The sequence below is a fragment of the Kitasatospora sp. NPDC114501 genome, assembly GCF_055633695.1.
Window position 1 is genome coordinate 1 of record NZ_JBVKDS010000020.1, and the last position, 21,624, is coordinate 21,624.

Annotated in this window: 17 protein-coding genes and 1 pseudogene; 17 read left to right on the forward strand and 1 reads right to left on the reverse strand. The window is 72.8% G+C overall.

Features of this window, described 5'->3' with window-relative positions; genetic code table 11:
- Together ACZ7RU_RS31660 and ACZ7RU_RS31665 are read left to right on the forward strand one after the other, a co-directional pair.
- Positions 1-398 (forward strand): annotated as a pseudogene (locus tag ACZ7RU_RS31660) (alpha-glucosidase); the annotation flags it as partial.
- 25 nt (positions 399-423) lie between these two features.
- Positions 424-1,449, forward strand: a complete 1,026-nt coding sequence (locus ACZ7RU_RS31665; RefSeq protein WP_470344406.1) for a LacI family DNA-binding transcriptional regulator — start codon at positions 424-426, stop codon at positions 1,447-1,449.
- Positions 1,450-1,607: 158 nt separating this feature from the next.
- Here ACZ7RU_RS31665 and ACZ7RU_RS31670 read toward each other — a convergent pair whose 3' ends face one another.
- Positions 1,608-3,269 (reverse strand): glycoside hydrolase family 13 protein, encoded by a 1,662-nt coding sequence (locus tag ACZ7RU_RS31670; protein WP_470344407.1) that lies wholly within the window; start codon positions 3,267-3,269, stop codon positions 1,608-1,610.
- A gap of 376 nt (positions 3,270-3,645) precedes the next feature.
- Here ACZ7RU_RS31670 and ACZ7RU_RS31675 point away from each other — a divergent pair, with 376 nt between their 5' ends.
- The 15 genes from ACZ7RU_RS31675 (at position 3,646) to malQ (ending at position 21,508) form a co-directional block, all read left to right on the forward strand.
- A complete protein-coding gene (locus tag ACZ7RU_RS31675; protein WP_470344408.1) occupies positions 3,646-4,761 on the forward strand; it encodes a sedoheptulose 7-phosphate cyclase in 1,116 nt (371 codons plus the stop codon).
- Between the two features lie 55 nt (positions 4,762-4,816).
- Positions 4,817-5,224, forward strand: coding sequence for a cupin domain-containing protein (locus ACZ7RU_RS31680; protein WP_470344409.1), 408 nt, complete (start codon positions 4,817-4,819; stop codon positions 5,222-5,224).
- Positions 5,221-6,522 (forward strand): aspartate aminotransferase family protein, encoded by a 1,302-nt coding sequence (locus ACZ7RU_RS31685; RefSeq protein ID WP_470344410.1) that lies wholly within the window; start codon positions 5,221-5,223, stop codon positions 6,520-6,522. The genes ACZ7RU_RS31680 and ACZ7RU_RS31685 overlap by 4 nt, the downstream gene beginning before the upstream one ends.
- The gene (locus tag ACZ7RU_RS31690; protein WP_470344411.1) at positions 6,519-7,535 is read left to right on the forward strand and encodes an ABC transporter ATP-binding protein; all 1,017 of its coding nucleotides are present in this window, start codon (positions 6,519-6,521) and stop codon (positions 7,533-7,535) included. The genes ACZ7RU_RS31685 and ACZ7RU_RS31690 overlap by 4 nt, the downstream gene beginning before the upstream one ends.
- Positions 7,532-8,347: an ABC transporter permease gene (locus ACZ7RU_RS31695; protein WP_470344412.1), complete on the forward strand. Its 816-nt coding sequence runs from the start codon at positions 7,532-7,534 to the stop codon at positions 8,345-8,347. Before ACZ7RU_RS31690 ends, ACZ7RU_RS31695 begins: the two co-directional genes overlap by 4 nt.
- A complete protein-coding gene (locus ACZ7RU_RS31700; protein WP_470344413.1) occupies positions 8,344-9,150 on the forward strand; it encodes an ABC transporter permease in 807 nt (268 codons plus the stop codon). The genes ACZ7RU_RS31695 and ACZ7RU_RS31700 overlap by 4 nt, the downstream gene beginning before the upstream one ends.
- 2 nt (positions 9,151-9,152) lie before the next feature.
- Positions 9,153-10,619: a hypothetical protein gene (locus tag ACZ7RU_RS31705; protein ID WP_470344414.1), complete on the forward strand. Its 1,467-nt coding sequence runs from the start codon at positions 9,153-9,155 to the stop codon at positions 10,617-10,619.
- Positions 10,620-10,624: 5 nt separating this feature from the next.
- Positions 10,625-12,730, forward strand: coding sequence for a glycosyltransferase (locus tag ACZ7RU_RS31710; RefSeq protein WP_470344415.1), 2,106 nt, complete (start codon positions 10,625-10,627; stop codon positions 12,728-12,730).
- A complete protein-coding gene (locus tag ACZ7RU_RS31715) occupies positions 12,723-13,823 on the forward strand; it encodes a sugar phosphate nucleotidyltransferase (protein WP_470344416.1) in 1,101 nt (366 codons plus the stop codon). The genes ACZ7RU_RS31710 and ACZ7RU_RS31715 overlap by 8 nt, the downstream gene beginning before the upstream one ends.
- Positions 13,816-14,844 (forward strand): ROK family protein, encoded by a 1,029-nt coding sequence (locus ACZ7RU_RS31720; RefSeq protein WP_470344417.1) that lies wholly within the window; start codon positions 13,816-13,818, stop codon positions 14,842-14,844. Before ACZ7RU_RS31715 ends, ACZ7RU_RS31720 begins: the two co-directional genes overlap by 8 nt.
- Positions 14,841-15,728 carry an SDR family oxidoreductase gene (locus tag ACZ7RU_RS31725; RefSeq protein ID WP_470344418.1) on the forward strand — a complete coding sequence of 296 codons (888 nt, stop codon included), beginning with the start codon at positions 14,841-14,843 and terminating at the stop codon, positions 15,726-15,728. Before ACZ7RU_RS31720 ends, ACZ7RU_RS31725 begins: the two co-directional genes overlap by 4 nt.
- Positions 15,725-16,267: an NUDIX domain-containing protein gene (locus ACZ7RU_RS31730; RefSeq protein WP_470344419.1), complete on the forward strand. Its 543-nt coding sequence runs from the start codon at positions 15,725-15,727 to the stop codon at positions 16,265-16,267. The genes ACZ7RU_RS31725 and ACZ7RU_RS31730 overlap by 4 nt, the downstream gene beginning before the upstream one ends.
- A 25-nt stretch (positions 16,268-16,292) precedes the next feature.
- Complete coding sequence (locus tag ACZ7RU_RS31735) at positions 16,293-18,452, forward strand: glycogen/starch synthase (RefSeq protein ID WP_470344420.1); 2,160 nt, start codon at positions 16,293-16,295, stop codon at positions 18,450-18,452.
- A 3-nt stretch (positions 18,453-18,455) separates the two neighbouring features.
- The gene (locus ACZ7RU_RS31740) at positions 18,456-19,310 is read left to right on the forward strand and encodes an HAD family hydrolase (RefSeq protein WP_470344421.1); all 855 of its coding nucleotides are present in this window, start codon (positions 18,456-18,458) and stop codon (positions 19,308-19,310) included.
- A gap of 65 nt (positions 19,311-19,375) precedes the next feature.
- The gene (gene malQ, locus ACZ7RU_RS31745; protein WP_470344422.1) at positions 19,376-21,508 is read left to right on the forward strand and encodes a 4-alpha-glucanotransferase; all 2,133 of its coding nucleotides are present in this window, start codon (positions 19,376-19,378) and stop codon (positions 21,506-21,508) included.
- The last annotated feature ends 116 nt before the right edge of the window (positions 21,509-21,624 follow it).

Sequence of the window (21,624 nt, forward strand, 5' to 3'; positions counted from 1 at the left end):
CGTGGTCCGGCACCGAGGCCCCGTACGGCTTCGGCCCGGTGGCCGGCGGGCCGTCCTGGCTGCCGCAGCCGGCCGAGTGGGCCGCGCTGAGCGTCCAGGCGCAGACCGGCGACCCGACGTCCACCCTGGAGCTCTACCGCAGCGCGCTGGCCGTCCGCCGGGCACAGCCCGACCTCGGCGCCGGCACCGGAGTCGAGTGGCTGGAGAGCCCCGAGGGCACCCTGGCGTTCCGTCGCGGCTCCTTCGTCTGCACCGTGAACACCACCGGCGAGCCCGTCCGTGTACCTGCGCCCGGCCGGTTGCTGCTCGCCTCCCACCGCGGGGCGCCGAACCCGGACACCGCCGCCGAAGGCGAGGCCGTCCTCGAAGCGGACACCACCTCATGGTGGGCAGCCTGACGTGAGTGCCATACCCTCGGTAGCCATGACCACGGCGCGTCTTTCGGACATCGCGGCACAGGCACGGGTGAGCGAAGCCACCGTCTCCCGCGTGCTCAACGGCAAGGCGAACGTTTCCGCCGCCACCCGGCAGACCGTGCTGGCGGCGCTGGACGTGCTCGGGTACGAGCGGCCGACCCGCCTTCGCCAGCGCAGCGCCGGGCTGATCGGCCTGATCACGCCGGAGCTGAGCAACCCGATCTTCCCGGCGCTGGCCCAGGTGATCGAGCAGGTGCTCAGCCGGCACGGCTTCACGCCGGTGCTGTGCACCCAGACGCCGGGCGGCTCCACCGAGGACGAACTGGTGGAGATGCTGGTCGGCCGGGGCGTGGCGGGCATCGTCTTCGTCTCCGGGCTGCACGCCGACACCACGGCCGACCACGACCGCTACAGCCGGCTCAGGCACCGCCAGGTGCCGTTCGTCCTCGTCAACGGTCACAGCGACCTCATCGAGGCCTCCTTCATCTCCCTCGACGACCGCGCGGCCATGCGCATGGCTGTGCGGCACCTGGCCGACCTCGGCCACCGGAGGATCGGACTCGCCATCGGGCAGAAGCGTTTCGTTCCCGCGGTCCGCAAGATCGAGGGCTTCGTCACCGCGGTCCACGACATCGTCGGCATGATGAGGGAGGAGGCGGCCTACCTCGTCCACCAGACACTGTTCAGTGTCGAGGGGGGCCACGCCGCCGCAGGCGTGCTCCTGGGCAAGGGCTGCACCGCGATCGCCTGCGGCAGCGACATGATGGCGCTCGGTGCCATCCGCGCGGTGCGGCAGCGCGGGCTGTCGGTGCCACGGGACGTCTCGGTGGTGGGCTTCGACGACTCGCCGCTGATCGCCTTCACCGAGCCGCCGCTGACCACCATCCGCCAGCCGGTCGAGGCGATGGCCACCGCGGCCGCCAATGCCCTCCTTGAGGAGATCAGAGGCAATCCGACGCAACCGGGGGAGTTCATGTTCCAGCCGGAGCTGGTGATGCGCGGTTCCACCGCGACCGTTCGCGCCCCGTACTGACCCCTACCGGGTGCCGGGCGCCGGCAGTCCGGGTACTGCCGGGGCCCGAAGACCGTCACACCCCGTGGACGGGGGCGCTGGAACCCGCGTGCCCGCCGGGGCCCGGCACCGCACGAGCCGCGGCCGGAGACCTCGACCGCGGCTTCCGGGGTGCTCCGTCAGCAGGCCCGCCACCAGCAGGTGGTGTCGGCCGGGAGCACGACGTCGCCGGAGTCCGCGGCCGTCGGCGGTTCGGCGGAGGAGAGCAGCAGGGTGCCGAGGCCGGCGCCGGCGACGCGCACCGGCCCGGAGGTGGTGTTGACGGCGCAGACCAGTGCGGCTTCCTCCCCCGCGCGGCGGAAGGCGAGGACCCCGGGAGCCAGGTCCAGCCACTCGACCGAACGGCCCGCGGCCAGGGCGGGGTCGGTCCGCCGCAGGTGCAGCGCGCGGCGGTACAACTCCAGGACGGAGTGTGGATCGCCGGTCTGCGCCTCGACGCTGAGTTCGGCCCACTCGGCGGGCTGCGGCAACCAGGTGGGGCCGCCGGGTACGGGGCCGAAGCCGTACGGGGCGCCGGTGCCGGACCACGGGAGCGGCACCCGGCAGCCGTCGCGCCTGCCGTGGCCGCCGTCGGCGCGGTGGAACGCCGGGTCCTGCCGGACGTGGTCCGGGATGTCGGTGACCTCGGGCAGGCCGAGTTCCTCGCCCTGGTAGAGGTAGGCGGAGCCGGGGAGGGCGAGCATCAGCAGGGCGGCGGCCCTCGCCCGGCGCCGGCCGAGGGCCGGATCGCCCTCGGCGTACCGGGTGGCGTGCCGGACGACGTCGTGGTTGGAGAGCGTCCAGGTGGTGGGAGCGTCCGTGTCGTGCACGGCGTCCAGCGACATCCCGATCAGCTCGCGCAGCCGGGACGCCTCCCAGGGCGCTTTCAGGAACTTGAAGTTGAAGACCTGGTGGAGCTCGCCGGGGCGGACGTAGCGGGCGGCGCGGTCCAGTGTGGCGGTCCAGGCCTCCGCCACCGCGATCCGCGGGCCCGGGTACTCCTCCAGGACCTCGCGCCATGACCGGTAGATCTCGTGGACGCCGTCCTGGTCGAAGTACGGGACCCACTTCTCCCCGAGCAGGCCGGGTCGGTCGCTCCGCCCGAGGTCCGGCAGGCCGGGGGCCTTGACCAGGCCGTGGGCGACGTCGATGCGGAAGCCGTCCACGCCCAGGTCGAGCCAGAACCGCAGGATCGAGCGGAACTCGTCCTGGACGGCGTCGGACTCCCAGTTGAAATCGGGCTGCCGCGGGGTGAACAGGTGCAGGTACCACTCGCCCGGGGTGCCGTCGGGACGGGTCGTCCTCGTCCAGGCCGGACCGCCGAACAGCGAGATCCAGTCGTTCGGCGGCTCCTCGCCCCGGGGGCCGCGGCCCGCACGGAAGTGGAACCGGGCCCGCAGGGGCGAGTCGGCGCCCTCGCGCAGCGCCCGCTGGAACCACGGGTGCTGGTCCGAGCAGTGGTTGGGCACGATGTCGACGATGACCCGCAGGCCGAGGGCGTGCGCGTCGGTGATCAGGGCCTCGGCGTCGCGGAGCGTGCCGTACACCGGGTCGACGGAGCGGTAGTCGGCCACGTCGTAGCCGCCGTCTGCCTGCGGTGAGGGGTAGAACGGCGAGATCCAGAGCGCGTCGACGCCCAGCTCCCGTAGATAGCCGAGCCGGCTGCGGATTCCGGTCAGGTCGCCGCAGCCGTCGCCGTCGCCGTCCGCGAAGCTCCGCGGGTAGACCTGGTAGACGACGGCGTGCTGCCACCAGTCCTGATCTGTGTCGGTACGAGCCGGTGCCCCGGTGGGTGCGGTCATCGAAGAACTCCTCGGTTGCGGTTGGCGGTTGGCGGGGGCGGACGCGTACGGCCGGAAGTTCCGTGGTGTGCGAGGCCGACGCGACGGCACAGGTCGCGCGCGTGGCACAGCGATCTCGATGCTTTCATCGACCCCAGAAGGCTGCAAGAGCTTGCTGAAAGTTTCTGAATGCTCTTGCCGCAAAGGTCGTTCAACTGTTTGACTCTCGACTCGTTGCACGCAGTTGACGGTCAGTCCGGCGGACGGTCCGGCAGATCCGGGGAGTGTTGTGACCAAGCAGACAGCAATGGCCGGGCCCGGTGTGGAGGGCGACGACGGGGGCTTTCGGCTCCTGTCACCGGAAGGGACGTCCTACCGTGTCGACATCACCGACGGAGTGCTCGCGTCGGACAACGCGCTACTGGCGGAGTACTGCGAAGGGCGCCGGGTGATCGCCTTCCTCGGCCCCACCGTCGACCGGCTCTACGGGGCGCGGTTGCGCCGCTACCTGGCCGCCCACCTCACGCCGGGCACCTGGAGCGTGGTGACGACGGGCGGCGGCGAGGCGCAGAAGACCATGGAGTCGGTCGAGAGGATCTGTGCCGAGGCGAAGGCGGCCGGGCTGGACCGGCGTGGCGTGATGATCGGCGTCGGAGGCGGCGTCACCTGCGACACGGTGGGCTTCGCGGCGGCCGTCTACTGCCGGGGCGTGCGCTACATCAAGGTCAACACCACCTTGGTGGGCCAGGTGGACGTCGGAGTCGGCGTCAAGACCGGGGTCAACGCCCTCGGCACCAAGAACATGCTGGGGGCGTACCACCCGGCGCACGCCTCGATCAACGACCCGTCGTTCCTGCGTTCGCTGCCGGACCGTCAGATCCGGTGCGGGCTGGGAGAGATCGCCAAGATGGCGATCATCAGGGACGCCCGGCTGTTCCGCGCGCTGGAAGAGCGCCCCGAGGTCTTCAGGCAGCCCTGTACGGTGCCCGACTGGCTGACCGCCCACGCCGGCGGGCGGAGCGTCGAGGACTACGTGCTGCGCACGTCCATGGCGCTGATGATGGAGGAGCTCTGCCCGAACCTCCGGGAGCACGACCTGGCACGCCTCGTCGACTTCGGGCACACCTTCGGGCCGCTGATCGAGACGGCCAGTGACTACCGGATCGCCCACGGCGAGTCGGTGGCCATCGACATGGCGCTCTCCGCCGAACTCGCCCGGGTGCTCGGCCTGATCGCCGCCGAGGACTGCGAGCGCGTCGTCCGCCTGATCTCCGCCCTCGGCCTCCCCGTCCACGATCCGCGGACCTGCACGCCCGAACTGATGGAGCAGGCTCTGCGGGCCTCCTGGGAGCGCCGAGGACGTCGGCTGCACCTCGTGGTGCCCGACGGGATCGGTTCGGCGGTCTTCGTCGACGACCTGGAGGACATCCCCGCCGCCGCACTGGAGGAGGCACTGGACGCCCTGGCCGTCCGGCCCGGCGCCCTGCCCGGACCGCTCGCCGCCACCCGTTGAGGGCAGCCCGCCGCAGGACTTCCCACCCGCCCCGGCCGACAGGAGCCACCCCGAGATGAGTACCGCCGAACCGCCACCGGCCCGCGCCGTGTCCCGCAGCAGGGTGTCCAACCTGCATGACGGGCTCCTTCGCAGGGTGTCCGCCGACCACGGCGGAGCCGGCACGATCCTCGCCCACCGGGCCTACCGGCGCGAGGGTGCCCCGGCCCCCGTCGCGTTCATCGATCTGGTGGTGCTGCCCCCGAACACCTCCATCGGCCTGCACCGGCACGCCGACGACGAGGAGACGTACGTGATCCTCGACGGCCGGGGCCTGATGACGCTGGACGGGGAGGAGTTCGAGGTCCGGGCCGGGGACGTCGTCCCCAACCGCGCGTACGGCGAGCACGGCCTCGCCAACGCCTCCGACGGGGACCTCCGGCTGTTGGTCTTCGAGGTCGGTCCGCTGGGCGGCGTGGAGTGACCGGCCCCCGCCAGCTGGAACTGCTGGCACGGGAGGCCGCCCACCTCTCGCCGGGTGCCTCGGAGGAGTCCGCGGTCGGCCGCCGGGTCTTCGTGGAGGGCAGTGGTGCCGTCCTCACCGACCTGGACGGCGACCAGTACATCGACCTCGCCGCGGGGACCCTCACCCAGTCGCTGGGCCACTGCCACCCCGAGGTGGTCGCCGCGCTCACCGAACAGGCCGGGCGGCTGTGGAACGTCCACGACGCCGCCACCGCGGACCGGGCCGACCTGTGCGAGCTGCTCGCCCGACTGCTGCCCGAACACCTCGACACCTACGGCTTCTTCTCCACCGGCGCCGAGGTCGTCGAAGCCGCCCTGCGAGCTGTCCAGGCCGTCGCCGAGCCCGGTCGCAACCGGATCGGCGCGCTGCGCCACGGCTTCCACGGCAAGACCCAGGGCGCCCGGATGCTGGTGCACTGGGACATCGGCAACCAGGCCCACTCCGGCAACAGCATCCTCGGCTACTCGCCCTACTGCTACCGCTGCCCGCTCGAACTGGAGTACCCGTCCTGCGGCGTGCGCTGCGCGTCGCTGGTGCGGCGGCACATCACGGAGAAGGCCAACGTGGCGGCGCTGGTCTTCGAGCCGGTGCTCGGCGCGGCCGGCGTCATCGTGCCGCCTCCCGGCTACTGGGACCAGATCGCCGACAGCGCCCGCCAGAACGGCGTGCTGCTGGTCGCCGACGAGGTCCTCACCGGGGGCGGCCGCACCGGAAGCTTCCTGGCGAGCACCGGGTACGGCATCGAACCCGACCTGGTGGCCCTCTCGAAGGGCATGGCCTCGGGCTTCCCGTTCGCCGTGCTGGCCGGTCGCCAGGAGGTGCTGCGCCACCCGAGCGCGGCCCGGGCCGGGTCCACCGCGTCCACCTACGCGAACAACCCGCTGGGCATCGCGGCGGCGAAGGCCACCCTCCAGGTCGTGGCCCGTGACACCCTGATCGAGAAGGTCCGCACGCTCGGCGAACTGCTCGACGACCGGCTCGCCGAGCTGAAGTCCCGCTTCGAGGTCCTGGGCGACGTCCGCGGCCTCGGACTCCTGCACGGGCTGGAGTTCGTCCGCAGCAGGGAGAGCAGGGAGCCGGCCCCCGAGACCGCCCGCGCCGTCTACCTGGCAGCCCTCGACCTCGGACTCCGCACCTCGCTCGGCGGCCACGTCATCCGGCTGGCCCCGCCGTTCACCATCGACCGGGCCCTGCTGGAAGAGGGCGTCACCCTGCTCGGGCGGGCGCTGGAACGGGTCACGGAGGCCGGGCGGTGATCATCGTGGAGAACCTGGTCAAGGAGTTCAAGGTCTACGAGCGCAGACCCGGCCTGGCGGGCAGCCTCGGCACCCTGTTCAGCCGTAAGCACCGCCTGGTGCGTGCCGTCTCCGGCGTCTCCTTCCGGATCCCGCCCGGCGCCAGGGCCGCCTACATCGGCGCCAACGGCGCGGGCAAGTCCACCACCGTCAAGATGCTGACCGGTGTCATGACGCCCACCTCCGGCCGCTGCCTGGTGGCCGGGCTGGAGCCGTACCGGGAGCGCCGACGGAACGCCGCCAACATCGGCGTCGTGTTCGGCCAGCGCAGCCAGCTCTGGTGGGACCTGCCGGTGGCCGACTCCTTCCGGATACTGCGCCGCATCCACGAGATCCCCGATCCGGTCTACCGGCGCAACATGGCGCTCTACCGCGACCTGCTCGACCTCGACGCCCTCGGCATCACTCCGGTACGGCAGCTGAGTCTCGGGCAGCGGATGCGCGCGGAGGTGGCCGCGAGCCTGCTGCACGACCCCGCGGTGGTCTTCCTGGACGAGCCGACCGTCGGCCTCGACCTGGTGCTGAAGGAGGCCGTCCGTGAACTGGTCAACCGCGTCAACGCGGAACTCGGCACGACCGTCATGCTCACCAGCCACGACATCGGCGACATCACGTCGATCTGCGACCAGGTCCTGGTGGTCAACCGGGGCGAGGTGGTGCACCAGGGCACCGTCCACGAACTGCTGCGCGCCGCCGACACCAGGGCGGTCGTCTTCGAGCACCACGACGGGCCGCCCCCGGCCCGCGCGATCGCACTGATCGAGGACCGGCTGCCCGGGGTGACCGCCCGACAGGTCGAGGACGGACGGATCAGGGTGGAGTACCCGACCCGGCGGTCGTCCGCCCGGCAGGTGATGGCCTTCCTCCTGGAGCACTTCGACGTGACCGACTGCGTCGCCCCGGAACCGGACCTCGAAACGGTGCTCCGCCGGATCTACACCGGCCGGCCCGAGCCCGTGGAGGTGGCGCCATGACGGCCGTCGCAGCGCTTCGCCGCTACACCCCGTTCGCCTCCGCCAGTCTGCAAGGCCTGTTGCAGTACCGGTCGACCTTCCTCGTCAACGCCGTCACCGCGACGGCCGCCGTCGGCCTCCAGGTCTTCCTCTGGCGCGCGGTCTACGCGGGTCGGAGCGGCGCCCCGCCCGGCGGGTACCGCCTGTCCGAGCTGACCACCTACGTGCTGTTGGCACAGATGCTGGCGCTGCTCCAGGCCAGCCGGGTGGACGAGGAGGTGGCGGGGGAGGTCCAGCGCGGGGACATCGCGGTCTCGCTGCTGCGCCCGGTCAACCACCCGCTGGCCCGGTTCGCCGCGGGCCTTCCGGTCTCGCTGGCCAACGCCGGCGTGGTCGCACTCCCGGTGGTGCTCCTGTACGCGCTGCTGCTCCCGCTGTCCGCGCCGACCTGGGCGGGCGTGGTGCTGTTCGCGCTGTCCACCGGTCTCTCGGTGGTGATCGGCTTCGGCGTGAACCTGCTGGTCGGTCTGGCCGGATTCGTCACGACCAACATCTGGGGCGTGCGGATCGTCAAGGACAGCGTGGTCGCGTTCTTCGCCGGCCAGGTCGTGCCGCTCGCCCTGATGCCGGGGCCACTGGCGGCCGTCGCACAGGTGCTGCCGTTCCAGGGACTGGTCGACGGGCCGCTGCGGCTGTTGCTCGGCCACTACCACGGGCCGGCCGAAGCCGCCGTGATCCTCGCGGTCCAGGCCGGCTGGGCCGCCGTCCTGGTCGGTCTGGCCGCCCTCGCCTGGCGAGGTGCCGTCCGACGGGTGGAGGTGCTGGGCGGATGAGCCTGTCCGCGGCCGCGGCCCGCTACGCCCGGCTGACCTGGCACCTGAGCGCGATCAGCCTGCACCGGCTGACCGAGTACCGGATGGACTTCGTCCTCGGCGCGGGCGGCCTGCTGCTCCGCGTGGGCGGACAGCTCGCGGTGCTCGGGATGGTGTTCCGGCAGGTTCCGGTGATCGCCGGGTGGAACCTCCACCAGGTGCTGTTCCTTCTGGGCTTCTCGCTCCTGCCACGCGGCCTCGACCGGCTGTTCACCGACCAGCTGTGGATCATGGCCCGGCGGCTGGTGCAGTCCGGCGAGTTCCACCGGTACCTGATCCGGCCGGTCCACCCGCTGTTCGCGCTGCTGTCCGAGCGCTTCCTCTACCCGGACGGCTTCGGTGAGCTGATCACCGGTGCCGCCATCACCTGGTACGCCGCCGGTCAGCTCGACCCCGGCCCGGACGCCGGCCGGTTGCTGCTGATCCCGCTGCTGGTGCTGTGCGGCGCGCTGATCCTCGCCTCGATCAAGACCGCGTTCGCCGCCCTGTCCTTCTGGACCACCAACAGCTTCCCCGCCCTGTACGCGGCCAACCAACTGGGCGACTACTCCGGTTACCCCCTCGACCTCTACCACCCGTCCCTGCGGTGGCTGCTCACCTGGCTGCTGCCCTACGCCTTCACCGCCTACGCCCCCGTGTCCTTCCTGCTCTTCGGCCGGACGGACCTGCTGCTCTGGCTCCCGGTGGTGACCGCCGCCCTGGCGGCACTCGCCCTGCTGGTGTGGCACAGGGGCGTCGACCGCTACGAGATGACCGGGAGCTGAACATGGACACCCTGCTGCTCGGCAGCATTCCGCAGGCCACGGTCGAACTCCTGCGTCGAGCGCCCTGGATCGACGAGGCCGGCCGCCGCGCCGAACAGTTCGTACTCCTCGACCAGGCCACTCTGGAGACCGTCCGCCTGATGATCGTCGCCCCCGCCGGCGGGCGCTCCGGACGCTGGTTCGTCCCCGTCATGGACGACGACCCGGGCCGTGCCGCCGACCGCACCGCCGAGTACGACCGGCTGATCGTCAGGGCTCTGCGGGAGGGACTGCGCCTGCCCACCCTGCGGGGCAACCTGATCGAGTTCCGCGGGGACCCCGACGAGTTCCGCGGGCAACTGCCGTTCGACCCGGGCTGGTCCTCCAACGCCCTCTCCCTGCTCGACCTCGACGGGACGGCGTACGCCCACAAGACGTACCGGAGGGTCGGTGTCGGCACCCGCGAGCCCGAACTGCTGCGGCTGATGGCGGCCGGCGGCCGGACCCAGCAGCCGGCCGGCGACTACGTCCACGTCGACGTCTCCACCGGTCGGCGGGAGCCGCTCGGCGTGCTCTACCGCTACGCCGACGGGGAGGGGCTGAACGTCCCGCTGAGCGCGGGGATCCGGGCCATGTGGCCGCTGCTGCACGCCGGGGCCGGCCCGGGTGCCGCCGTCACCGAATCCCTGCGGACGCTGGTCCCGCCGCTGCGCGAGGCAGGCCGCTTCCTGCGGGAGTTCCACCGCGAGCTGGCCGAACGGCTCGGCCCGCACCCGGAGTTCCCCGCGGCCGAGTTCCTGGCCGAGACGGCCGGACGAGTGGACGCGCTGCGCCCCCTGATCCTCGACGACGACCGTTTCCCCGAGGGCGTCCGGAAGGCCGCCGTCGCCGGCCTCGACCGCGAGCTGGCCGGGGTCGCCGCCCTGCCGTCGCAGCCCTGGCCGGCCGGCCCGTGCCACGGGGACCTGCACCTGTCCCACCTGTTGCGCCGTGAACTCGACGACGGCCGCTGGGAGTTGTGCGTCATCGACCTCTCCACGCCGCACTCCGACCCGGCCGACCCGAGCACCGCGCAGTCACCGTGGCAGGACCTGGCCGCCCTGCAGCGCGGTCTGGAGATCTTCACCGCCGACGAGCTCGCCGACCACGCGGCGCGCGCGCTCGACATGGACGCCGAGGACGTCTGTCGCACGGCCCTGCTGCTCGCCACCGGCACGGATCCCGACACCCCCGGCTGGACCACCGGGCACGTCGCCGAGCTGTCCCGGCTGGGGACCGCGGCCAGGCTCTGGGCGGACCGGACCGCCGACCTGCTGATCACCGACGGACGACCACAGGCCGGGCACCCCGCCTGGCGGCTGCTGACACTGCGCCGACTGCTCCACGAACTCGACTACGCGTACGCCCACGACCGCGCCTACCACGCGGCGATCAACCTGCGGCACGCGGTGGAGGCCGCCGGCCCGCGGGCCGCCGGAGCGGAGGACTGACACCCGTGCACATCATCGAGACCTACTTCGAGTGCGGCGGATTCGACCACCGCCTCATCCAGGGCGGCACCTCGGTCTACCTCTGGAACCTCTCCAAGGCCCTGGCCGACCAGGGCCACCGCGTCTCCATCGTCACCCCGGCCCACGGCCGGCTGGACGACCTGCGCCGGTTCCACGACCTGGAGACGCTCGACTACCGGGACGAGTACGAGCTGCCGGTCGTCCTCGACCCGCAGACCTGGGGCGAGCGCTTCCCCGCCGAGGTGCGGATCCCGCTCACCACCACCGCGCACCTGCTGCGCCTGGACGGCGTCGACCTCTACTTCCTCTCCAACCGGCTGCTCGACGAGCTGCCCGACCGGTTCTACCCGCCCTACCAGAGCAAGGGGGAGGACCTGGTCTTCTTCAAACCGCTGGCCTACCAGGTGGACTCGGTCCGCTTCATCCGCGAGTGGTTCGCCGGGGAGAAGGCCGTCCTGCACGCCCACGAGCCGTACTACCACTACCTGATGCCCGCGGCGTTCCGCCACGACCCGAGCAAACTCGTGGTCGGCACCGTGCAGAGCAACATGCCGATCACCAAGAAGGTCTACCGCCCGAAGGTGGAACGGCTGCTCGCCTTCCTCGGAGCCGGGGTCGAGCTGCCCCCGGAGGACGCCGACCGTCCGCTGACCGAGCACGAGGCGGTCATGAGCAGCTACCAGCAACTCACCCATCTGCACTACGAGTACGGCCCCGGACACGTCCGGGTGTACGACCTGGTGGCCGAACACGCCGACCTGGTCGACTTCCTCTCGCCCGGTCACCTGGAGTTCTACACCGACTTCGCCGACACGCCGTTCGAGCAGGTCTTCACCAGGCTGCCGGTCCACGAGACGGTCCGCCGCAACGCCCACAAGAGCTTCGTCGGCGGCTGCGCCGTCGGCGACGCCTGGACCACCGGTGAACCGCCGTCCGTCGACCGGGCCCGGGTGCTGGGCGGGCTCGGCCTGGACCCCGAGCTGCCGACCTTCTTCCACAACGCGCGCTACGCGGTGAACCACAAGGGGCAGGTGGAACTGTTCCGGGCCGTCGACCGGGTGCTGAGCGAGGGCCTGGCCGCCAACTTCGTGCTGCGCTGCATCAGCGACTCCGGGATCGACGACCCGTACGTCCACGAGGTGGTCCGGCGGCACGAGGGCCGCGTCCACCTCGAATGGCAGCGCGTCGACGAACGGCGGCTCGCCGAGTACGCGGCGTCCTCGGACTTCTGCCTCTTCCCCTCCAAGTTCGAGATGGACACCTTCCTGATCGCCCAGGGCGAGGCGATGGCGGCGGGCGCGGTGCCGATAGCCACCGCCCAGCGGGGCATGGCGCACTTCGGGCACGTCGCCGACCCGCTGGCGGGCCCCGACGCCGACCGGGCCACCGGCTTCGCCGTCAACCGCTCGTTCACGGAGGACGACCCGCTGCTCGCCGACGCCCTCGCCCGGTGCATCCACCGAGCCGCCGCGCTGCTGCGCGAACGGCCCGAGGAGTACCGCCGACTGCGGGCCAACGCGATCGCCAATGCCCGGCAGTTCACCTGGCGGCGCGCCGCGGACCTCCATGTGGCGGCCTTCACCACGCTCTGGGAGGGACGCCGGCCCGAGCCGGACGTGCAACTGATGCTCCGGCACGGCTGGTTCGACCTGCTGCCGGACGAAGCCTACGGCCACCACCGCGCCGCGGTGGTGGCGGCCGCCGCCCGGTTGGGGGACGCCGAGGCCCACCGACGCTGCCAGGAGCCCGACCCGGTGACCGACCGCGCGCTGTTCGAAGCGGCCTGGGCCCGCGCCGACTTCGCCCGCTGCGAGCGGACCGCCGACAGCGACCCGGAACTGCGGGCCAGACTGGACGGCCGCTGCACCGTCGAGAACGGCGAGATCGTCTACCGGTTGCCGCACGCCGAGCGGGTGGAGCTGGTGTGGCTCTCCCCGGTCGGACCGGGCCGCCGCCAGGTGACCGTACGCCGACTCGACCGTCGGGGGGACCGGTTCACCGGCCCCCTGCCCGCCGCGGGCGAGGAGCTGCACCTGCTGCTCACGCTCACGAGCGGCCGCGCGACGTGGGACGTGGTCCGCCATGGCTGACTCGGTGCGCGCCGTCCTGCTGGCGGGCGGTGAGGGCCGCCGGATGGGCAGGCTCGGGCAGGGCAGGCTCAAACCGCTGGTGCCCTTCGGCGGTGCCTGCCGACTGATCGACTTCTCGCTCGCCAACGCCGCCGCGTCCGGCCTCGGCGAGGTGCTCCTGCTCTCCCAGTACGAGGAGAAGCAGCTGATGGACGATCTGTACCGGACGTGGTGGCGCCCCGGCTTCCGGGTCCACTTCGGACCCCACGACCGGGCGTACCGCGAGGGGGCCGTACTCGAGCCCGTACGCCCCGCCGGCCCGCCGGAGCGGGGCACGGCGGACGCCTTGATCCGCAAGGCCCGCTACGTCTTCCGCCCCGACACCTCCGAGGTGCTCGTCCTGCACGCGGACCACGTCTACCGCTTCGACTACCGCCCGCTGATCGCCCGGCACCGCCGGTCCGGCGCCGCCCTGACCCTGGCCTACCAGCGGATCGAACGCCGCTTCGTGCACCTGTTCGGCATGGTCGAATTCGACGGGGCGGGGCAGCTGACCGCGTTCGTCGAGAAGCCCGCCGAGCCGACCGGCGACCTGGTCTTCGCCGCCTTCTGCGTCTTCGACGCGGTCGTGCTCCACCGCTACCTGGAACAGCTCGACGGCACCGGCTGGCAGCACGACATCAGCCGGGACGTCATCCCCGCCATGCTGGCCGGCGGGGAGCGCATCCTCGGGTACGAAGTCCCCGGCCACTGGGAGGACATCGGCACGCCCGACCGCTACCACCTCGCGCACATGGCCATGGTGGGGAGGAACCCGCCGCTGACCCTCGACCGGCTGCCCCACACGGTCCGGCCGGCCACTGCGCGCAGGCTGGTCGCCGCCGAGCCGGGCATCGAGCGCAGCGTGGTGCCCGCGGACCTGGTCAACCACGGCCGGATCGAGCGGAGCGTCGCCTTCCCGGGTGTCCGGATCGGCGCCGGCGCGGTGGTGCGCCGCAGCGTCCTCCTGCCCGGGGCGACCGTCGACGCCGGGGCCGAGATCGACTCGGCGATCGTCCTGGAGGACGGCGTCGTGCAACGACTGGACAACGCCCGAGGAGGGGCCAGTGTCTGAATCCGCCTTCACCGTCGCCGACCTCGGTGGTACCACCCTGCGGATCGCCCGCTACGGCACCGACACCGATGCCGTCACCGACGTCCGTCGCACCCCGACCGAGGGCATGGACCGTCACCCCGGCGCGCCGGTGCCCGAACTCCAGGCCAGGGTCGTCGACCAGCTGACGGAGCTGGCCGGCCGGGCGGTGGAGCGCCACCGCAGCAGCGCCCTGGCGCTGGCCTTCGCGGGTCCGGTCACGGCCGACGGCCGGGTGACGGCCGCCCCCACCGTCTGGGGCGGCCGCGGCGAACCACTGCCACTGCGCCTGCTGCTGGAGGAACGACTCGGCCTCCCGGTGGTCGTGGTCAACGACCTGACGGCCGCGGTCTGGCGGTACGTCGCCACCGAGGGCGAGCAGCCGTTCTGCCTGATCACGGTGAGCTCCGGGATCGGCGCGAAGGTCTACCGGGCCGGGGAGGTGCTGCTCGACGCCGAGGGCCACGGCGGCGAACTCGGCCACTGGACCTGCGACCTCTCCCCCCGGGCACCGCGCTGCGACTGCGGGAGACGAGGCCACCTCGGCGCCATCGCCTCGGGTCGCGGCATGCGGGACGCCGCCCGGCGCGCGGCCCTCGCCGACCCGGACGGCTACGCGCGCTCCCGGCTCGCACGCAGCGCTCCCGATCCCGAGGGGCTCGACAACCGAGCCCTGGTCGCCGCGATCCGGGCCGGCGACGAGTTCGCGACGGCGGTGCTGCGCGACGGCCTGGTCCACCTCGCCTCCGCGATCACCTCCGTCTTCACCTCGATCGGGGTGCGCCGCTACGTCCTGATGGGCGGCTTCGCACTGGCCGTCGGCGCCAGGTACGCCGAACTGCTCACCGAGGAGCTGCAACGGCTCGGATGCTTCGGCCTGAGCGCCGAGCAGATCGGCACGATGGTCACCCTCGGCGAGCCGGACGACGACCACGGGCTGATCGGGGCCGGTCGGCTGCTCGTCGCCCGCAGTACGGTCCGGCAGGCGGTGACCGTCCGGTGACCCGCACCCTGATCGTCGGCAGCGGCTTCGTCGGGCGGGCCGTCGCGACCCGGCTGGCCGCCGGGGGTGACAGTCCCGTACTCGCCTCCCGCCGCCCGGTCTCCGACCCACCCGTCCCCTGGACCGCACTGGACGCGGCGGACCCGCAGTCCTGTGCCCGGGTCGTCGAGCAGGTCCGTCCGGACCGCCTGGTGCTGGTGCACGGCCCCTCCGACGTCACCTGGTGCGAGGCCGACCCCCGGCGCGCCATGGCACTGCACACGGCTGCCGCCGCCAACCTGACGGCTGCCGCGCCCGGTTGCCGGACGGTGCTGATCTCCACCGACAACGTCTTCGACGGCGTCTCGCCGGACAATCACGAGAACACGTCGACGGCCCCCGCCAACGCGTACGGCCGGGCCAAGCTGGCGGCGGAGCGGATCGTCCGGCGGATTCCCGACTCCACCGTGCTGAGGGTCAGCCTGGTCTACGGGTGGGAGCCGGCCGGAACGGGGAAGTGGCTCAACTTCTTCTCCGCCTGCGCCCACGGCCTGCGCCGGGGCGAGCCGGTCGAGGCCCCCGACGACCAGTGGACGACGCCCGTCCCGGTCGAGGACGTCGCCGCCGTGACCGCCGCGGTCCTGGCCGGTGGAGCACCCCCGCTGCTCCACCTGGGCGGCCCGGACCGGATCTCCAGGGCGGCCTGGGCGGACGCCATCGCCGACGGGCTCGGCGTGCCGCGCTCGCTGGTGCGCCGGGTGCCCAAGGCCGCCGGCCGGTACGCCAGCCGTCCCGCCAACACCTGTCTGACCAGCGACCGGCTGGACGGGTTCCTCGCCGTGCACGGACTGCGGGTGCGCGGCGTCGCCGAGGGCGTCCGCACACTGCTGGAGGCCGCCCCGTGATCCGAACCGTCCGTTCCCGCGAGGTCTACCGCAATCCGTGGATGACGGTCCGCGAGGACGACATAGAGCGGGCCGACGGCAGCACCGGGCTGTACGGCGTGGTCGACAAGGCCGACTACGCGCTGGTGATCCCCAGCCAGGACGGCCGGGTCCACCTCGTCGAGCAGTACCGCTACCCGGCCGGCGGCCGGTACTGGGAGTTCCCCCAGGGCTCCTGGCCGACGGGGGACCGCGGCGGGGCGCCGCTCGAGCTCGCCCGCGCCGAACTCCGCGAGGAGACCGGCCTGAGGGCCGGCCGGATGACCCACCTGGGCCGGCTGCACGTCGCCTACGGCTACTCCAGCCAGAGCTGCCACGTCTTCCTGGCGGAGCAACTGGAAGCGGGGAAGCCGGAGCGGGAGGCCTCCGAGGCCGACATGCTCCAGCGCTGGGCCGACCCGGACGAATGGCGCGGCCTCGTCCTGTCCGGCCGGATCACCGACGCCGCCACCCTGGCCGCACACGCCCTGCTCACGCTGCACGCCTCGGGCGCGGTCTGAGAACGACGACAGAGAGGACCCGACGGTGCACATCGTCAAATTCGCCTTCGAGAGCGTGGGCTTCGACGTCCGACTCATGCGCGGCGGCCTCGCCTCGCTGGTGTGGAACCTCGCCCGCGAGTTCGCCGACCAGGGGCACCGCGTCTCCGTGATCACGCCGGCGCACGGCTGCCTCGACCACCTCCGGGCCCACTACGAGCTGACGGAACTGGAGTACCTCGACCGGCACACCGTACCGCTGGTGCTCGACCGCGACGTCTGGGCCGGACACCCCGCGGAGCTCGAACTGCGGCTCACCACCCGAGCCCACCTGCTCCGGCACGAGGGCGTCGACATCTACTTCCTGTCCGACGAGTACCTCGACCTGCTCCCCGAACGCATCTACCCGGCTCGTGCGAGCGAGGGCCGGGACCTGGCCTTCTTCAAGCCGCTCGTGTTCCAGGTGTCCGGCCTGCGGTTCCTGCGCACCGGCCTCGACCTGGGCGCGGAACCCGCGGTGCTCCAGGCCTACGAGCCGTACTACCACTACCTGCTGCCGCCGGTGCTGCGCGGCGACCCGCGCTTCCTGGTGGTCAGCACGCTGGCCAGCAACATGCCGATCGACCAGCGGATCCACCGGCCCCAGCTGGAAAGGCTGCTGGAGCTGTTCGAGGCGGAGGCCGACCTGGACGCCCTCGCGGACCCGCCGAGCCGAGGTGCCCTGGCCGGCGCCATGGCCGCCGCGTTGCCGAGCACGCACCTGGCCGACCGCCCGACGGCGGACGGCATCGGCTACTTCGCCCTGATCGCGGCCGACTGCGACCTGCTCGACTTCCTCACCCCGGGCCAGCTGGACTTCTACTCCGCGTTCCGGGACACGCCATTCGAGCGCGCCTTCCAGGACCTGACCGTCGCGCGGATCGTCCGACGGTCGGCGGCCCGTCACTTCGTCGGCGGCTGTGCCGTGCCCGACGGCTGGCTGGCCCGCGATCCGGCCGAGGTCGACCGGACACGGGTGCTCACCGGGCTCGGACTGGATCCGGCGCTGCCGACCTTCTACCACGTGGCCCGGTTCTCCGTGCACCACAAAGGCCAGACCGAGCTGTTCCGGGCGATCGACGCGGTGCTCGCCGACGACCCGGACGCCAACTTCGTCGTGCGCTGCGCCGTCGCGGCCGGCGGGGACGGCGTGGTCAGTGCCGTCGGCGACCCGTACTTCCAGGAGGTCGCCGACCGCCACGCCGGGCGGGTCCGGCTGGAATGGGCGATGGTGGGCGAGGACGTGCTCTACCAGGAGGCGGTGGCCGCGGACTTCTGCCTCTTCCCGTCCAAGTTCGAACTGGACTCGTTCCTGATCGCGCAGGGCCAGCTGATGGCCTGCGGCACGGTGCCGATCGGGACCGCGCAGGAGGTCACCACCCACTACCGCCACCAGCTGCCACGCGAACACCCGGACGCGACCGGCTTCGCCGTCCCCCGCTCGTTCACCGAGGACGATCCGCTGCTCGCCGCCGCTCTGGCGGAGCGCATCAGGGAGGCCGCGCGGATCCACCGCGAGGACCCGGCCGAGTACCGTCGGCTGTCCGACAACTCACGCGCCCTCGCCCGCCGTTTCACCTGGCGCAAGGCGGCCACCACCCGGTTGGCGACGTTCGCCGCCGCCGCCGCGGGGGTCCTCCCCGGGCTGACGCCCGAACGGGCCGCCGGATACGGCTGGTTCGAGGAACTGGCCGAGACGGACTGGGTCACCCACCGGCGCGAGATAGCCGAGGCCGCCCTGCTGCGCGGCGACCTGGCGGCCTACCGCAGATGCGTGCCGTCGGTGGACCGGGCCGGGCTGCGGCGACTGCTCGCCGCCGCGTACGCCAGGGCCGACTTCGCGCGCTGCGCCGAGCTCGCGAGCCTCCTGGACGACCAGGAGACGAGCGCCCTGCTGGCCGGGCGCTGCCTGGCCGAGCCGACCGACGGAGGGCTTCGGATCGTGTACCGGCTGCCGCACGCCGAGAGCGTGCTGCTCGTGCTGCCGACCGGCGAGCACGCACTGACCGGGACCGGCGGGCTCTTCGAGACCGCACTGGCGCAGGAGCCGACCGGGCCGCTGGTCTTCCTGCTGCGGCTGCGCGACGGCCGCTCCGTCTGGGACGAGCTGTCGCTCGACGCCTGCCGGGCCGCGCTGCCCGTCGGCGTCGGCCCGGAGAGGGACTGACCGATGACCGCACCCACCCGTGACCGTCCACCCTCCTTCGCGGTCGTGGCCACCGACCTGGACGGCACGCTGTTCCGGCGCGACCTCACCGTCTCCGCCCGCACCCGGGCCGCGCTCGCGCGGGCCGAAGCGGCCGGTGCGCGCCACCTGGTGGTGACCGGCCGGGCCGCTGCCGGCTGCCGCAGCCTGCTGGAACGACTCGACTACCGGGGCCTGGCGGTGTGCGGCCAGGGCGCTCAGCTCTACGACGTCGGCGCCGACCGGCTGCTGTCCTCGGCGAGCCTGCACGGTCCCGCCGTGCGGGCGCTGGTCGGCCGGATCGCCGATGAGGCCGGGCCGTTGAAGCTCGCCGTGGTGACCGCCGGCCTGGCCGGCGAATTCATCGTCACGCCAGGCTTCGAGGGCCGGGTGCGGCACGGCTGGCGGCTCGCCGAACGGCCGTCCGACCTCTGGGAGCACCCCGTGGACAAGGTGCTGATCCGGCACGAGGCGCTGGGAGACGACGAACTCGCCGCCCTCGCCCGCCGGGTCTGCGCGGAGGAGGTCGCCGTCACCCACTCCGGCGAAGGGCTGGTGGAACTGCTCCCGGCCGGGATCAGCAAGGCGAGCGGGTTGGCCGCCGCGGCGGCCCTGCTGGGCTTCGAGTCCGCCGACACCATCGCGTTCGGGGACATGCCGAACGACATCCCGATGCTCCGATGGGCCGGTCACGGTGTCGCCATGGGCAACGCCCACGCCGAACTGCGCCGGTGTGCGGACGAGACGGCCCCCAGCAACGAGGAGGACGGTGTCGCGGTGGTGCTCGAACGCCTCTTCCCGCCCGCCGCCCTACGAGCCGCCGTACGGCTGAGCTCCTGACGGACCCGCCGCCGTGCGAACGGCCCCCGACCCGCCCACCGCCGAACGACCGGAGACCCCGACCGATGCCGTCCGACCGTCAACTGGCCGAACTGGCCGAACTCCACCGCGTCGCCACCCACTGGACCACCGACCTGGGCCAACGGGTCCAGACCCCGCCCGAGACCCTGCGCGCCGTGCTCGCCGCCCTGGGCGTCGACGCGGGCTCCGACGGCGCGGTCCGGGCGGCGCTGGCCGAGCGCCGGAACGCCCTGGCCGAGCGGCTGTTGCCGCCCAGCGTCGTGGTCCGCTCCGGACGGCCGCGCACCGACCTGCCGGTGGCACCCGGCGTCGAACTGCTGGTCGAGACCGAGGACGGTCGGACCCGGCCGCTGCGCGACCTGGAGAAGGAACCGGCCGAGCTTCCGGTGGGCCGCCATGTCCTGCACGCCGAGCGGGCCGGCCGCAGCGAGACCGTTCCACTGCTGGTCGCACCCACCCGGCTGGCGGGCCCCTCCAGGCGGGGCTGGGGCTTCCTGGTCCAGTTGTACTCGGTGCTCTCCGAGCGCTCCTGGGGCATGGGCGACCTCGGCGACCTGGCCGAGCTGGGCCGTTGGGCCGGCGGCCTCGGCGCCGACTTCATCCAGCTCAACCCGCTCCACGCGTACGTGCCCGGGCCGCTGCCGGACCCGTCGCCGTACCGGCCGAGCAGCCGGCGCTACCCGGACCCGACGAACCTGAGGATCGAGGCGGTGCCCGAGTTCGCGGCCCTGCCACCGGTGGCCCGGGCCGTCGTCGCGGAGCTGGCCGCGCGAGCCGACGCCCTCCGCGAGAACGTGCTCACCGGTGGGCTGATCGACCGGGTCGCGGTCCGCGACCTCAAGCTCCGGGCCCTGGAACTCCTCCACCGGGTCCCGCTCGACCCCGTTCGGCAGGCGGCCTACCGCAGGTACGCCGAGGCCGAGGGGCGCGGGCTGACCGATTTCGCGACCTGGTGCGCCCTCGCCGAGGAGCACGGCACCCGGTGGCGCTCCTGGCCCGTGGCGCTGCGCGATCCCGACGGGCCCGGCACCGCCGCGGCCCGTCGGGAACTGGCCGACCGCGTCGAGTTCCACCGCAAGGTCACCTGGCTGGTCGACGAACAACTCGGAGCGGCGCAGCGGGCGGCCACCGGGGCCGGCATGGCCATCGGGCTGATGCACGACCTGGCGGTCGGCGTCGACCCCGAGGGCGCGGACGCCTGGAGCCTCCAGCGCTACCTCGCCGAGGGCATGACGGTCGGGTGCCCGGCCGATGACTTCAACCCGCACGGCCAGGACTGGGGGCTGCCGCCCTGGCGGCCCGACACGCTGGCCGATGCCGGCTACGCGCCGTTCGCCGAGGTGCTGCGCGGGACGCTGCGACGCTCCGGTGCGCTGCGGCTGGACCACATCATGGGATTGTTCCGACTCTGGTGGGTGCCCGCCGGGGCCCGGGCCTCCGAGGGCGCCTACGTCCGGTACGACCACGAGGCGATGCTCGGGGTGCTCGCCCTGGAGGCGCACCGGGCCGGCAGCCTCGTGATCGGCGAGGACCTGGGCACGGTCGAGCCGGGCGTCCGGGAGGAGCTGGCCGACCGGGGAATCCTCGGGACCTCGGTCCTCCGTTTCGAGTACGTCGGCGGATCGGAACAGCGCTCGGGACCGCTTCCGCCCGAGGGGTGGCGCAGTGACTGCCTCGCCACCCTGACCACGCACGACCTGCCCAGCACCGCCGCCTGGCTCGAAGGCGAGCACGTGGACCTGCACGAGAGGCTCGGCCTGCTCGCCGAACCGGTGGAGCGGGTCGCGGCTGCGGCGCAGGCCGAACGGGACGGCTGGATGCGGGAGTTGGAGCGGGTCGATGCCCTCGGGCCACGAACCGAGGGCGTGCCGGGCCGGGAGGCGCTCGGTCTCCACCGGTTCCTGGCACTCACCCCGGCCAAGCTGCTCGGCGTCTGGCTGCCCGACACCGTCGGGGACCGCCGTCCGCAGAACCTGCCCGGCACGGTCGACGAATATCCCAACTGGCGGCTGCCGATCGCCGATCCGGAGGGCCACCCGCTGACCCTGGAGGAGCTGACCGGACGGCCGGGCCCCCGTGTCGTCGCGGAGCTCTACCGGGACCTCTCCGACCGGGGCGCCACCGACGTGGTACCGCAGGACGGCGGCTTGCCGCAGGAGTCGGCAAATAGTTTCTGAAAGATTCTGCAACATCTTGCCATGGCTCGTCGTGCCTGCTTGACTCCCTTTCCACCACTGCCGGTTGACGGCCGGTCACACCTGCGGGCCGAGCCGACCGGGGCCTCGGTCGTCGC

Bases quoted from the DNA above. Each gene is read 5' to 3' on its own strand.
- ACZ7RU_RS31705 (WP_470344414.1), top strand. From the start codon at position 9,153: ATGGACACCCTGCTGCTCGGCAGCATTCCGCAGGCCACGGTCGAACTC.
- ACZ7RU_RS31680 (WP_470344409.1), top strand. From the start codon at position 4,817: ATGAGTACCGCCGAACCGCCACCGGCCCGCGCCGTGTCCCGCAGCAGG.
- ACZ7RU_RS31665 (WP_470344406.1), top strand. From the start codon at position 424: ATGACCACGGCGCGTCTTTCGGACATCGCGGCACAGGCACGGGTGAGC.
- malQ (WP_470344422.1), top strand. From the start codon at position 19,376: ATGCCGTCCGACCGTCAACTGGCCGAACTGGCCGAACTCCACCGCGTC.
- ACZ7RU_RS31715 (WP_470344416.1), top strand. From the start codon at position 12,723: ATGGCTGACTCGGTGCGCGCCGTCCTGCTGGCGGGCGGTGAGGGCCGC.
- ACZ7RU_RS31695 (WP_470344412.1), top strand. From the start codon at position 7,532: ATGACGGCCGTCGCAGCGCTTCGCCGCTACACCCCGTTCGCCTCCGCC.
- ACZ7RU_RS31740 (WP_470344421.1), top strand. From the start codon at position 18,456: ATGACCGCACCCACCCGTGACCGTCCACCCTCCTTCGCGGTCGTGGCC.
- ACZ7RU_RS31670 (WP_470344407.1), bottom strand. From the start codon at position 3,269: ATGACCGCACCCACCGGGGCACCGGCTCGTACCGACACAGATCAGGAC.
- ACZ7RU_RS31700 (WP_470344413.1), top strand. From the start codon at position 8,344: ATGAGCCTGTCCGCGGCCGCGGCCCGCTACGCCCGGCTGACCTGGCAC.